The sequence below is a fragment of the Paractinoplanes ferrugineus genome (assembly GCF_016862195.1).
Classification (GTDB): Bacteria; Actinomycetota; Actinomycetes; order Mycobacteriales; family Micromonosporaceae; genus Actinoplanes; species Actinoplanes ferrugineus.
The window spans coordinates 1-13,578 of the sequence record NZ_BOMM01000097.1; the positions used below are offsets into that span (position 1 = coordinate 1).

A 13,578-nucleotide genomic window follows, 5' to 3' on the forward strand; every position below is an offset into this window, starting at 1 on the left:
CCGCCGTGAACCGGTCGAACGACGCACCATCCTTCGTGACCTCATGGGTCAGATCACCAGCCGCGTTGCGGTCAACCTTCGTGCCGTCCCCATACGACCACGTGCTACTACCGTCCTTGCCGTAAGCAATCGACACATCCTGCGCCGGCTGACCATCGCCACCAGGCAACCTGCCGTGGGTAGGCTTGCCATCAGCGGTGAAACGGTCGAACGACGCGCCGTCGGCCGTGGTCTGGTGGGTCGGTGTGCCGGACGCGTCGCGGGACACCCTGGTGCCGTCGTCGTAGGTCCAGGTGCTGGAGCCGTCGCCGCCGTACGCGATGGAGACGTCCTGGTCTCCCGGGAGCGTGGCGTGGGTGGGTTTGCCGTCGGCGGTGAACCTGTCGAAGACCGTTCCGTCGGCGAGCTGCTGGCGGATCGGGTGGCCGGTGCTGTCGTAGTCGACGATGCTGCCGTCGGCGCGGGTCTCGGTGGGCACGGCGGTCTCCTCGACTGGCGGCGGTGATGCGCTTCGAGCCTAGGAGCCCCGACGGAGCAGGTGGCAAGACACTTGTTCGGGGACGTCGGGGCATGTTCCCGGAAAGTTTGCGACGTCCTCGAACCGGTGGGGTCTTCCAGCCGTTCTATGGCGGAACCTGGCCCGTGGAGGAAGCAATGCTCGAAGTCGCTGTGGTGGCGGATCAGCCGATCTGGCGAGCCGGCCTGGAGAAGCTGGCCGGCGACGATCCGGCCCTGCGCGTGGTCGCGGCGGTGGCCGCGCTGCCGGAGCTGCCCGCCGGTACGACGTACGACCTGGTGGTCCTGGACACCGACACCCTGGAGCCGGTCACCGGGGCCGCCTCGCTGGGGCATCTGCTGGTCAGTTCGGCTTGGACGGGCCGGCCGGGGTTGACGGCGGCGATCCGGGCGGGGGCGCGGGGCTGTGTGAGCCGGCTCGCCGAGCAGGAGGCCGTGCGGGAGGCGATGCGGGTGACCGCGCAGGGCGGCTTCTATCTGTGCCCGCGGCTGGCCGACCGGTTCCCGGCCGAGTTGCCGGGCTCCCCCGCCGAGGATCAGGGTGGGCTGGCGCCGCGCGAGGTGGAGACGTTGCGGTGGATCGCGTCGGGCTTCACGCACGCGCAGATCGCCACCCGCATGGGCCTTTCGCAGGCGACGGTCAACACGTACGCGAAGCGGATCCGCGCGAAGTTGAACGCCAACAACAAGGCCGAGCTGACCCGCCGGGCGATCGAGCTCGGCCATCTGTCCCCGGTCAAGGGTTAGAAGCCGGCCGGAGAGTCAGAAGAGGGTGCGGCCCACCATCATCAGGTGGCCGAAGACGCCGAAGACGCCGAGGGTGAGTGGCGCGATGGTGATCGCCGCGACGACCCCGAGCGCTTCGGCCCGGCTGCGGCGGATCGGCGGTTTGGGGCCGGGGCCGTGCGGTTTGGCCGGTGGGATGAAGACGCTCATCGCGACGCCGGCCGCGACCACGAGCAGTCCCGCACCGAGCAGGATGGCCGCGGCCGAGGTTCCGGTGGTGGCGACCGTCCGCGCCGCCGCGACCAGCAGTCCGAAGACGCCGATGGTGGCGGCCCCGCCGAGCAGGTAGAGCTCGGTGGTGAAGGCCGCTCCCCGGGCCCGGGCGGCGACGGCGGTGCAGACGAAGACCGCGAGGATCACCGCGAAGGCCCGGCCGGAGACGGCGAGGACGGGCAGGGCGACGGCGAGGGTGAGGACCGGCCCGGCCAGCACCACCGGCAGGATCCGGGCCGAGCTGTGCACCAGTTCCGGGATCGGCCGCGCGGGCATCCAGGCGGTGATGAGGGCGGCGAGCCGGCGGGAGAGGGCGAGCATCCCGGCGGCGACGGTGGCGGCGATGGCCGCGGATTCGACCCCGTCGGCTTCCAGCCCGGCGGTGAGCGCGATGGTCAGACCCCCGGCGAGCAGGGACAGTTCGACGGCGAAGAACAACGGTTCGGGCAGCATCGCGATCGCCATCAGCATCGCCGTGTTGGCTCCGATGGCGGCGCCGCCCCAGGCCCAGTCGCTGCCGCCGAGTCCGCGGGCGATGAGCAGGCCGGCCACCGCCAGGCAGGGTACGGCGGTGAGCGCGACGGTCAGCACCAGCCCGGCCGGCACGGCGGTGTCGCGCTGGCGCAGTCCCCACGCGGTGCCGAGCAGGATCATGCCGGTGACGGTGAGCCCGACCGCCGCCCCGGTGTCGGTGCGGTAGCGCATGGACAGCAGCACGGCCGCCGCGATCAGCAGGGTCAGGCCGAGCGTGAGGATCACCGGTCCGGCGTGGACGTTGCCGCGGCGCAGGTGTTCGGTCTCCTCCGCGACGACCTCGTCGATGTCCTTCACGTCGGGCACTTCCATCGGGCCACTCGCGAGGTCGTACAGGTAGAGCACCTCGCCGTCGACGACGCCGGCCTGCAGCAGCCCGGTGTCCAGGGCGAACGGCCCGGTGTCGGCGCGGGCCAGGGACCAGACCGGGGGCAGCTGGTCGGAGCCTTCCTGGCCGCAGATCTCGGCGAGGCGAGGGGTGTACTCCCCGATCGGGCTGAGCGACGGAAGGGCGATGTCGACGCTGCGGTAGGTGCCCACCACGGTGACGCGGGTGTGTTCGTTCGCCATGCGACGGCCTTTCAGTGAACGGGTTCGAGCGCCGGCGCGGGAACGGCGGTCTGGATGAGCTGGTTGGGGTGACCGCGGCGGACCAGCACGCCGCGGCCGGGCGGGCGCTGCGCGGCGCGCTCGTCGCCGAGGATGATGCCCTCGCGGTGGTCGCCGGAGAGCACGATGCCGCCGCAGCCCATGTCCCGGACGCGGCTGGTGAGCTGGTCGGACATGCCGGAGCGGACCATGCCGGCGACCCGGCGGGCGAGGACCAGGTGCAGGCCGACCTCGCGGGCCTGCGGGATGAACGGCACCAGCGGGGTGAGCACCGCCTGCGGGCCGCCGGAGAGCAGGTCGTAGTCGTCGACCACGACGTAGATCTCGGTGCCCTCCCACCAGTCGCGGGCCTTGAGCTGGGCGGGGGTGATGCCGGGTGGCGGGATCCGCTCCTTGAGCTTGTCGACCACGTTCTGGACGTAGACCTGCGCACTGCCGGCGTCACCGGCGTACGCGCCGAGGTGTTCGGGTCCCACCGCGTCCATCAGCGAGTGCCGGTAGTCGAAGAGCACCACCCGCATGTCGTACGGGGAGGTGCGCTCGGTGAGGCCGGTCAGCCACGTACGCAACAGGTTGCTCTTGCCCGATCCGGCGTCGCCGTAGATGAGGAAGTGCGGGTCGCCGGTGGTGAGGTCGAGCCCGACGGTGCTGAGGTCGTTCTCGGCGACGCCGATCGGGACGGCCGCCGGGGTGGCGGCGGCCAGGGCGGGCAGTTCGGTGACGGTGATCCGCTGCGGCAGCAACCGGACCGGGGGTGCCACCGGACCGCTCCAGTGCTCGGCGATCCGGGCGATGGTCTCCTCCTGGGCCTCGCGCAGCCCGTCCGAGGAGTCGACGCCGTCGAGGCGGGGCAGCACGAGCTGGAAGTAGATGCCCGGGGCGCTGATGCCGCGGCCCGGCACGCCGGCCGGCACCCGGGCGGCGATCCGGCGGTTGACGTCGGATTCGCTGGGGTCGTTGAGGCGCAGTTCGATGCGGGTGCCGATGCTGTCGCGCAGGGCGGGCCGGATGTCGTTCCAGCGTCCGGAGGTGAGCACCAGGTGCACCCCGGCGCCCAGGCCGCGGGCGGCGATCTCGTTGATCGCGGCTTCCGCGCCCTCGAACTCGGTGCGCAGCGCGCCCCAGTTGTCGATCATCAGGAAGACGTGCGGGGCGCCCAGGTCCGAGAAGGCCTCGATGCCCTTGGCCCGCATGGTGCGCTCCCGGTCGACGATCAGCGCGCGCATCTCGGCGAAGGTGCGGCTGACCAGTTCGGGCTCGGTGCGCCCGGCGACGGTGCCGACGTGCGGTGCGGCCGCGTACGGATGAAGGGTCCCGCCGCCGAAGTCGATGCAGTAGAAACGCATCTCGTCGGGGGTGTGGGTGAGCATCCCGGCGAGCATGATGGTGCGCAGCAGCGAGCTGCGCCCGGTTCGCGGCGCACCGACCGCGGCGAGGTGGCCGTGGGTGCCGCCGAAGTCCATGACCAGGGTTTCCTGGTCCTGTTTGAGGGGCAGGTCGAGCAGCCCGATCGGCACCGCGAGGCGCCCGGCCAGCGGCCAGACCCGGGCCGAGTAGCCCCGCTCGGCCTGCACCCCGGGCAGGCCGATGAGGTGGTCGAGGGCGAGCGCGGCGGGCAGCGGCGGCAGCCACACCTGGTGCGCGGGGCTGGTGACCGAGGTCAGCCGGTCCACCAGGATCTTCAGCTCGGTCGGGCCGGGCCGGGCGGTGAGTTGCGGTTCGTCGGTCTCCGGCGCCGCCGAGGCGTACGTCCGCAGGTCGAACGGCAGCAGCGCGCCGTCCCCGCGCCCGGCGTTGAACCGCTCCTGCGCGCTGACGTAGGGGGCGGAGACGTGCGCCACCCGGAACCGCTGGAAGACGCTCTCGTCCACCTTCAGGTACGCCGAGCCGGGGATCGCCGGGAGCTTGTACGCGTCCGTGGTCCCGATGACCGTCCGGCTCTCGGCGGCGCTGAACGTCCGCAGGCAGATCCGGTAGGACAGGTGCGAGTCCAGCCCGCGCAGCTTGCCCTCCTCGAGCCGCTGGGTGGCCATCAGCAGGTGCATGCCGAGGCTGCGGCCGACCCGGCCGATCTGCACGAACAGTTCGGCGAACTCGGGGCGGCCGGAGAGCAGTTCGCCGAACTCGTCGACCACGATGAGCAGGGTGGGCAGCGGTTCGAGCGGGGTGCCGTCGGTGCCGAGGGCGCCGGCGGCGCGGCGCATCTGATATTCGCGGACGGTGTCGAAGTTGCCGGCGTCGCGCAGGATCCGTTGCCGGCGCTGCTGCTCGCCCATCAGCGCGGCGAGCACCCGGTCGATCATCGCGGCGTCGTCGGCGAGGTTGGTGATCAGGCCGGAGACGTGCGGCAGTCCCTGCAGCGGCGCGAACGCCGCGCCGCCCTTGAAGTCGATGAGGACGAAGCTGAGCAGCTCCGGGGAGTGGGTCAGGGCCAGGCCGGTGACCAGCGTACGCAACAGTTCGCTCTTGCCGGAGCCGGTGGCACCGACGATCAGGCCGTGCGGTCCGGAGCCGCCCTGCGCCGATTCCTTGATGTCGAGCACGACGGTCTGGCCGTCGCCGTCGATCCCGATCGGCGCGCGCAGCATCCGCGGGTCGCCGGCGGTGACCCAGCGGCTGGTGAGGTCGCCGCGGCCGGGGTCGGTGCCGAGGATCATCTCGCTGAGCGAGCGGGTCCGGGTCAGCACCTGTTCGCGTTCGTCGCTGAGCCGCAGCGGCGCCAGGTTGCGGGCGATGAGTTCGGCCAGCAGCGGCGACACGTCGTCGGGCCGGCAGCGCGACGCCGGGGTGACGACCGCGTCGCCGCGGCCCTCGGTGACCACGTGACCGGCGTCGTCGAAGCGGATCCGGACGTCGACCCGGCTGGGTTCGTCCAGCTCCCGGTCGCCGCAGAAGATGAGCGTGAGGCCGAGCTGCGGGCCGGCCGCCGCGAGCAGGGCGGCCATCAGCTCGGAGCGGCCCCAGTCGGAGAACGGCGCGAACCCGGTGAACAGCACGACCAGCCGCCGTTGTTTGCCGGCCGGGCGGTCACCGCTGAATCCGTTGCGCCGGGTGGTCAGCTGCTCGTTGCGGCGGGTGAGTTCGGTCTGCAGGAAGGCGGCGAGCACGTCGGGGTCCTCGGCGACCAGCGACACCGATCCGCTGTCGCTGCGGGCGTCCGGTTCGAAGGTGTGCGGCAGCCATTTCGCCCATTCCCAGTGCTCGGCGCCGGCCGTCTCGACCACCAGCGTCACGTCGTCGGGGGCGTGCAGCACGGCGATCTGGCACAGCAGGGCGCGGGCGAGCAGGTCGGTACGGGCGGGTTCGCCGAGCACGCTGATCACCCCGGCGGTGCCGACGTCGATGATCATCGGCTGGTCGTCGAGGTGACCCATCCGGTCGATCAGCCGGTGCGCGGCCTGCATGGAGTCCCAGTCGTACTCGCCGAGCGGGTCCATCTTGGGATCGAGCTCGATCGGGGTGGCCAGCCGTACCGCGCCGTGCCCGATCCGGACCCGCAGGAAGTCGGCGTCGTCCTGACGCCGTTCCCACACCCGGTGCCGGTTGGTGCTGATCGACCAGAGCCGCCGCGGGTCGGGGTCGGCGAGCACCGAGACGATCCGCTGCGCCTGGGCGACCTCGCGGGCCTCGTCGCGGGCCAGCGCCAGGTGCCGGCGGTAGCGGATGCGCTGTTTGCGGGCGGTCCGGCCGTTGGTGCTGCGCTGCTGCATCCGCATCGCGATCACCGCGCCGGTGGAGGTCAGGAAGAACAGCACGCCGATGATGATCAGGGCGGGCTTGCCGAAGGTGACCATGTAGGCGGCCATGCCGACGCTGCTCAGCAACGGCAGGATGAGGGTCCAGGCGGAGTTCGCCGGGTTGTCCTTGGGCGCCTCGGGCGGGCTGGGCAGGGTCACCTTCTGCTGCGGCAGCTGCGGCAGCAGCATCCGGGCGGGCCGGTGGAAGGCCAGGCGGCTCATCGGTCTCCTCAGCCTCGGACGTCGAAGTCGACGTCGGTCAGGTCGGCGGCTTCCAGCGTGCTGAGCTGGTCGTCGGTGGGGTCGTCGAGGGCGGCGATGCGGCCGGCGTGCTGCTCGGTCATCTCCTGGAAGACCTTGCGGGCGTACCGGCCGTTGCCGAAGCCCTCGCCGCGGTCGATGGTGGCGAAGAACTCGGCCAGCCGGTCCTGGGCGCCGCCGGACAGCCGGTAGTCGTGGTCCTTGGCCTGTTTCGCGACGATCCGCACGAGGTCCGCCTCGGAGTAGTCGTCGAAGGTCAGGGTGCGCGAGAAGCGGGACGACAGACCCGGGTTGGCGGCGATGAAGTGGCGCATCTGGTCGGGGTAGCCGGCCACGATGACGACGACCTCCTCCCGGTGGTCCTCCATCAGCTTGACCAGGGTGGAGATCGCCTCCCGGCCGAAGTCGCCGCCCTGCCCCTCGGGCACCAGCGCGTACGCCTCGTCGATGAACAGCACCCCGCCGAGCGCGCGCTCGAACGCGGCCTGGGTCTTGGGTGCGGTGTGCCCGACGTACTCGCCGACGAGCATGCCGCGGTCGACCTCGACCAGGTGTCCACTGGCGAGCATGCCCATGGCGGCGAGCAACTGGCCGTAGAGCCGGGCCACGGTGGTCTTGCCGGTGCCCGGGTTGCCGGCGAACACCAGGTGCCGGGACATCGGCGGGGGTGCCAGGCCGGCGTCGCGACGCCGCTTGACCAGGTGCATCAGCTTGACCATGGTGCCGACGTCGCGTTTGACCCGGGTCAGTCCGATCAGCTCGTCCAGCTGGTCGAGCAGCGGTTGCAGCCCGGCCGCGTCCATCTCGGGCACGGGACCGGCCACCGGCGTCGCGCCGGCCGGGCGAACCGCGCCCGCCGGCCGGGCCGCCCCCACCGGCCGAGCCGCACCGGCGGCCGGGGCCGTCTCCGCGGGCCAGCGCGCCGCGCCGACCTCCGAGCTGTGGCAGTCGGTGAAGGTCGCGGCCGCCCGGTCACCCTGGCTGACGTCCTCGTCGGCCTGCCGTACGGCGCACCGGTCGAACGCCGGATCAGCGTCGTCGCCGATGTAGACGGCGGGATAGCCGGTCCGGGAGAACGTCGAGTCGTCGACGCTGCCGTGCGCCCCGGCGCCGAAGTAGATGCCGTTCTTCTTGGTGTCGGTCACGGTCAGCTGCCGCACCGACGGGCGCGCACCGGTCCAGACCGCCACCCCGCTGCCCCCGATCTCGGCGACCTCGCAGCCGTCCAGGATCGGTTCGGCGTCCACGTCGATGAAGATCCCGGCGGCGCCGCAGCCCCGGACGGTGGTCCGCATGATCACCGGGGCCGCCCCGGCCGCGATCTCCACGCCGGTCTGGGCGATGTCGCGGATGACGCAGTCCCGCACCAGCGGCCGGTGCGGGGTGTCCACCCGTACGCCGGTGTGGCAGCCGGCCACGGTCAGGTCGCGCAGCACCGCGTCGGCGGCGTCGTCGATCTGGATGCCACCCAGCTCGGCCCGCTCGACCCGGCCGCCGCGCACGTGCAGGATCGACGCTCCGGAGGCTCGTACGCCCAGCTCCGAAGTGCCTTCGACGGTGACGCCGAGCAGCGTGACGGCGGCCGTGCCGGTCAGGTGCACGGCGGTGAAGCCGCAGGTGGTCACCGCGCTGTCGCGCATCAGCAGCCGGCCCGCGCCGACCGCGAAGATCCCGTTGGCGGCGGCGGTGGACAGCGCGCCCCCGGTCCAGCGGACCTCGGCCTCGTCGCGCAGGGCGAGGCCGGTCTGCACGCTGTCGGTGACGGTGGAATCGCGGACGGCCAGCCGGCTCTCCTGGGCGGCCAGCACCCCGGCGGTGCCGGCCCGGGTCACGGTGGTGCCGACGAGCAGCGTGGCCGAGGTGCCGCCGGTGACGAGCCCGGCCGAGCCCGTCCGGCTGATCTCGCAATCGCGCACGACGACGCCGGCGCCGTCGGACGGCTCGGCGGTCTCGTGCTCGTCGGGCCGCCCGGCCCGCACCAGTGTCCACCATTCCCGGTCGCCGGGCACACTGCCGAGCACCCGGACGCCGTCCCCGCCGACGTCGTGCACCTGGCTGCCGACGAGCCGCAGCACGCTCGCGTCGCGGACCTCGATCCCGGCGTCGCCGGCCCCGCCGATGTCGCAGCCGGTGAGCACCGCCGAGGCCGCCCCCGCCAGCCGGACCGCCACCCCCGGGGTGCCGGTGAGCACGGCGTCGGTCAGGGTCAGCACCGCGGAACCGCTCGCGGTCACGCCGGTCCCGGTCACCCGCAGCCGCTCGGCCTCGAGCCGGGCACCGTCGGCCACGCGCACCGCGGCGTCCTCGGTGCCGTCCACCGAGCAGTCGGTGAGCCGGGCCGCGGCCCGGCCGCTGAGCTCGATCGCCCCGTCGCTGACCTGGCTGTCCCGCAGGTTGAGGTGGCCCGAGGTGACGGTCACCCGGCCCCGGATGGTCAGGCCGCGCGCGGTGACCGTCCCGGCCCGGACGAGCAGCGCGGGCCCGTCGGCCGCGATCAGCTCGACCAGGCCGCCCTCGTTCTCGGCCATGACGGTGACGCTGCCGTCCAGGACGAGGCACTCGCGGTAGGTGCCCGGCGCCACCGCCACCACGGTGCCCGGCTTGGCCGCCCGGACCGCCGCACCGATCGTGCGGTGCCGGCTCCACGCCCGGGTGGAGACGCGTTCGATCTTGGCCGCGGCCGCCTCAGGACGCACAGTTCACCCGCACCTGGGCGAGGACGATCCGCGCCTCGCCCGGTCCGGCGGCGTCCTTCGCGTCGAGGCGAACGGCGATCTGGTTCTGGTGCACGGGAAAGGTTCCGGCGCTCGCCCAGGTGCCGGCCGTCCGGCTCTGGTCGAGGACGAAATTGGCGTACGGCGTGCCGGACGTCCCGGTGGTGATCGTGTATTTCACGTGGTCGGCGAGCCGGGTCTCGGGCACCGCCGGCACGTACACGCCGACCTGGCAGGACGTGATGCCCTTGCCGGTGCGGAACGACCAGGTCGACGTCTGCGAGCCGGGCTGCGCCGCGGCCGGCAGGGGCAGCGTCTCGAACGTGCCGTGGCAGCCGTCCTGCTTCCAGCCACCGGCGCCGATCGTGCGCCACTGGCCGGTCCGGCCCCGGGCCTCGAACCCGCGGTCGGCGCCCGCCTCGCAGTCCCAGCCGGTGACCGCGTTGAAGCCGACCACCGGCGGCGGGGCCGAAGTGGCCGGGGCGCGGCCCTTGAAGGCCGCCTTCTGGGCCGGGCTCATCGGTTTGACGAGGTTCCAGAACACCCCGACGACGACGGCGCCCACGGCCACGAGCGCGGTCACGGTGATCAGCGTCGGCAGCCGTACGGTCATCCGCTCACTCGCCGGTCGCGCGGCCGCGTGCTCGACGAAGGCCCGGACGAACTGGCTGCGCCGGCTGAGCTCCTCGGAGGCGCGGTGCTCGGTGTCCGGCCCGGCCGGGTGTCCGGCTCTCGGTGCCCCAGTTCTCGTTGCCCCAGTCATGCTGCTCCGCGCTCGGCTCGCCGGTGTGTGGCCGCACTCAAGACGGCCGCCCCGCGACTCCGGTTCATTTTTTCCACGGGAAGTTGTACCGGCCGGATCATCGCGCCCGGCCCGGGGACACGGCCAAGCCCCGCGAACAGGGGACAGGTGCCCGATCCACCGGGCGTGGCAGGCTGCCCACCATGGAGATCGGCGTCTACAGCATCGGTAACCGGACGCCCGATCCGACGACCGGCCGGCGGCCGGGCGAGCCGGAGCGACTCAGAAGCATCGCGCGCATCGCCGAACACGCCGAGCAGGCCGGCTTCGACGTCTTCGCCGTCGGCGAGCATCATCAGCCGCCGTACGCGTTGTCCTCCCCGGTCGCGCTGCTCGGCTATCTCGCGGCGCGCACCGACCGGCTGATGCTCTCGACCGCCGCCACGCTGCTGACCACCAACGATCCGGTACGCGTCGCGGAGGACTACGCGACGCTGCAGGTGCTGTCGGACGGCCGCCTCGACCTGATGCTCGCCAAGGGCAACTCGGCGGCGGTCTACCCGGTGTTCGGCCGGGACCCCGTCGACGCGGGCGAGTTGATGGCCGAGAACTACGCGCTGCTGCGCCGGTTGTGGAGTGCCGAGCCGGTCGACTGGTCGGGGCGGTTCCGCACCCCGCTGCGGGACTTCACCTCGGTGCCGCGCCCGCTCGACGGCGTCGCCCCGTACGTCTGGCACGCCGCGGTGACCAGTCCCGGCACCGCCGAGCTGGCGGCGCGGCACGGCGACGGCCTCTTCGCCAACCACATCTTCTGGCCGCCGCCGCACACCGCCCGGCTGGTCGACCACTATCGCGAGGAGTACGCCCGGTACGCCCACCGCGCGCCCGCCCGGGTGGGCCTCGGCGGGCAGGTCTTCGTCCGGCCCCGCTCGCAGGACGCGGTCGACGAGTTCCGCCCGTACTTCGACAACGGGCCGGTCTACGGCCACGGGCCGACACTCGAGGAGTACGCGGCCACGACACCGCTCGCGGTCGGCAGCCCGGCGCAGGTCGTCGACGCGGTGCTCGGCTACCGCGACTACGTCGGTGACTACGACCGGCAGCTGTTGCTCATCGACCATCCGGGGCTGCCCGAGAAGACCGTGCTCGAGCAGCTCGACCTGCTCGGCGAGCAGGTCCTGCCGGCGCTGCGCCGCGTCACCGACGACCGACTTTCACCCCCAAATCCGAGCAAATGTCACGTTCCGGGGCGAGGCAGGTTTCCGTCCGGCCGAGCAGGGCAACATGTTGCGCCATGAGCCCCCTCCGGATGCTTGCGCCTCCCGCGCACACCCGAGTCCTGCTCACCTGGGAACTCACGAGCGACACGGACCTGCGCGTGGTGCGCGACGGCATCCTGCGCTACCTCGTGTCGGTCTCCCCCGGCCCGGAGGACCCGTCGGCCGGCCCGGCCGTGGCCGAAGCCATCTGCCTCGTCATGACGGAGCTGGCCGGCAACGCGCTACGCCATGGATCTCCCCCGGTGGTCGTACGGCTGCTCAGTGACGAGGCCTGCTACCTCCTCGACGTGAGCGACCACGACGTCGACGGGGTCCCGAGACAGCCGGAACCGCACCCGGATTTCCGGGCCGGCGGCCGGGGTCTGCGGATCGCCCTCTCCATGGCCGAACAGGTCTGCTGGCATGTCGATGGAGACGCCAAGCACGTCTGGGCCACCTTCCGGCGCCATGATGTCGTACCCCCGTGCTAGAACACTGCGTGTGGCTACCCCTCACTTCACCATCACCCAGGACCTGACACCCACCGGTGCGGTGCGGGTGAAACTGGCCGGCGAGTTCGACATGAGCATCGGCGACGGCCTCTCCCGGGTGCTGTTGGAGGCCGCCGGCCGGCCGGATGTCACCCAGGTCATCGTGGATCTCGAAGGAACCCGCTTCATCGACTCGCACATCGTGGCCGACCTCGTCGCCGGCTATCAGGCGGCCGTCACCGCGCAGCGTGGCTTCACCGTCGTCAACGGCCGGGGCACCGTTCAGGAGGTCCTCGACGTGACCGGGCTGTCCGAGATCCTGTGCCCGTGAAGCACCTGCCGTGCTCGACCCGGTTGCGGACCGTCATAAAACTGTGAACTCAGAGCCACCGGACCGACACGGCCGCCGCGAACCGTGGAGGCATGCCCGCATCGAAGGAAGGCTCCCCAGCTACGGGTTCGCGTCCCGCCGCCGCGCCACTGAGCCGGCGCCTCACCACCGACCTCGCCTACACGCCGAGCGCGTTCGTCACCCTGGCCGGCCTCTGGCTGGTCCTGAGCCCGCCGGCGGTGGCCGACCGCGCCACCTACGCCTGGTGGAGCGACGTGGCCTGCGGCTCCGCGATCGCGGTCCTCGGGGCGATCCGGGTGGTCCGGCCCCGGGGCACCGGGGTGCTCGGCGCCATCACGGCGGTCCTCGGCGGGTGGCTGATCGCCGCGCCGTTCGTCCTGGGCTTCGCCGAGGTGCCCAGCGCCACCTGGAACCACATCGTGGTCGGCGCCGTCGTCGTGGTGATCGCCGGCGTGAGTGTCTTCACCGGCGACGGTCAGGCCGGCCCGTGACGGCGTTCGGCCCGGGCGCGGCGCGGGGCACGGCCAGCGCGGCCGTGATGGCCTGCGGCACGGTGTCGAAGGTGCGGAAGACCACCCGCCCGTGGGTGGCCCGGTGCAGCATCTCGACCACCCGGGGCGGTGCGGCGAGCAGCAGCTCACCGTCGCCGCGCCGGGCCGCGGTGCGGGCCTGAGCCAACGTGGCCGCCACCGCGACGGCGTCGATCTCGCCCACCACGGTGAGGTCGACGATGACGTGGGGCCGCAGCGCCACGGCGGACTCCAGCGAGCTGCGCAGCGTGGAGACGACCGCCGCGTCGAGGTCGCCGGTCGCCCGCACCACCGCCGCGGGTGAGGTCACCGCGACCGAGACGGCGGTGCCGACCGCCGCCCGCGCTCGCGGCCGGGGCACTCGGCGCGGGCCGGACCCACCCGGAGCGGCACACCCGGCGCACCGGTGCGGGCCGCGGGCATAGGGTCCGCCTGTCCACCCCTTCGCGGTGACCGCCACATAGACGAGCCCTCGGTCGCTCAGGCCACCGCCGTCGATCGCGGTGGTCGCGCCGCACTCGTCACAGGTCACTCGCACATCGGCACCGTTGGTGGCCGAGACAACCGTCACGCCGTCACCCCGTCTTCGTCGTCCGGCCACCCGAAGGTGTTCGCCGTGGTCGTCAAGGTCAGTGGGCCAGTTCGCTCGCCGGCGGACGCTCGAGTGCGCCGCCCGGATCCGCCGTCACCGCCGGGCCTGCCGTCACAGCCGGGCCCGTCACCGCCCCGGGGTTCGTCACCGCGGCCTCGGCGGCCTGCGCCTGGACCGTGGCCTCGTGAGCCTCGAGGGCGGCGGCCTCCGCCGCGGCGATCGCCTCGCGTTCGACCGCGGCC

12 protein-coding genes are annotated in these 13,578 nt (G+C 72.8%); 5 read left to right on the plus strand and 7 right to left on the minus strand.

Going from position 1 to position 13,578, the window contains the following annotated elements:
- Positions 1–478: hypothetical protein (locus tag Afe05nite_RS42505; protein WP_203823029.1), on the minus strand; the 478-nt coding region annotated here is incomplete at its 3' end.
- Between the two features lie 176 nt (positions 479–654).
- Between Afe05nite_RS42505 and Afe05nite_RS42510 the strand changes: the two genes are divergently transcribed.
- A complete protein-coding gene (locus Afe05nite_RS42510) occupies positions 655–1,263 on the plus strand; it encodes a helix-turn-helix transcriptional regulator (RefSeq protein WP_203823030.1) in 609 nt (202 codons plus the stop codon).
- A 15-nt stretch (positions 1,264–1,278) separates the two neighbouring features.
- On the opposite strand, the gene Afe05nite_RS42515 is transcribed toward Afe05nite_RS42510, so the two are convergent.
- Genes Afe05nite_RS42515 through Afe05nite_RS42530 form a run of 4 tightly spaced genes read right to left on the minus strand, consistent with a single transcriptional unit; the run spans position 1,279 to position 10,133 of the window.
- Positions 1,279–2,619 (minus strand): EsaB/YukD family protein, encoded by a 1,341-nt coding sequence (locus Afe05nite_RS42515; protein WP_203823031.1) that lies wholly within the window; start codon positions 2,617–2,619, stop codon positions 1,279–1,281.
- An 11-nt stretch (positions 2,620–2,630) separates the two neighbouring features.
- Positions 2,631–6,617, minus strand: a complete 3,987-nt coding sequence (gene eccCa / locus Afe05nite_RS42520; RefSeq protein ID WP_203823032.1) for a type VII secretion protein EccCa — start codon at positions 6,615–6,617, stop codon at positions 2,631–2,633.
- An 8-nt stretch (positions 6,618–6,625) separates the two neighbouring features.
- Positions 6,626–9,352, minus strand: a complete 2,727-nt coding sequence (locus Afe05nite_RS42525; protein WP_203823033.1) for a right-handed parallel beta-helix repeat-containing protein — start codon at positions 9,350–9,352, stop codon at positions 6,626–6,628.
- Complete coding sequence (locus Afe05nite_RS42530) at positions 9,342–10,133, minus strand: hypothetical protein (protein ID WP_203823034.1); 792 nt, start codon at positions 10,131–10,133, stop codon at positions 9,342–9,344. Before Afe05nite_RS42530 ends, Afe05nite_RS42525 begins: the two co-directional genes overlap by 11 nt.
- 182 nt (positions 10,134–10,315) lie before the next feature.
- Here Afe05nite_RS42530 and Afe05nite_RS42535 point away from each other — a divergent pair, with 182 nt between their 5' ends.
- The 4 genes from Afe05nite_RS42535 to Afe05nite_RS42550 all read left to right on the plus strand — a co-directional run bounded on the left by Afe05nite_RS42535 (position 10,316) and on the right by Afe05nite_RS42550 (position 12,705).
- Complete coding sequence (locus Afe05nite_RS42535) at positions 10,316–11,410, plus strand: CE1758 family FMN-dependent luciferase-like monooxygenase (RefSeq protein WP_203823035.1); 1,095 nt, start codon at positions 10,316–10,318, stop codon at positions 11,408–11,410.
- Positions 11,407–11,862: an ATP-binding protein gene (locus tag Afe05nite_RS42540; RefSeq protein ID WP_203823036.1), complete on the plus strand. Its 456-nt coding sequence runs from the start codon at positions 11,407–11,409 to the stop codon at positions 11,860–11,862. Before Afe05nite_RS42535 ends, Afe05nite_RS42540 begins: the two co-directional genes overlap by 4 nt.
- A 10-nt stretch (positions 11,863–11,872) precedes the next feature.
- Entirely contained in the window at positions 11,873–12,193 is a 321-nt protein-coding gene (locus Afe05nite_RS42545) for an STAS domain-containing protein (RefSeq protein WP_203823037.1), read from the plus strand.
- Positions 12,194–12,285: 92 nt separating this feature from the next.
- The gene (locus Afe05nite_RS42550; protein ID WP_203823038.1) at positions 12,286–12,705 is read left to right on the plus strand and encodes an SPW repeat domain-containing protein; all 420 of its coding nucleotides are present in this window, start codon (positions 12,286–12,288) and stop codon (positions 12,703–12,705) included.
- Here Afe05nite_RS42550 and Afe05nite_RS42555 read toward each other — a convergent pair.
- A complete protein-coding gene (locus tag Afe05nite_RS42555; RefSeq protein WP_203823039.1) occupies positions 12,677–13,315 on the minus strand; it encodes an STAS domain-containing protein in 639 nt (212 codons plus the stop codon). The two genes, Afe05nite_RS42550 and Afe05nite_RS42555, sit on opposite strands and share 29 nt — an antisense overlap.
- A gap of 58 nt (positions 13,316–13,373) precedes the next feature.
- The coding region (locus Afe05nite_RS42560) for a hypothetical protein (RefSeq protein ID WP_203823040.1) at positions 13,374–13,578 on the minus strand (205 nt) is incomplete at its 5' end.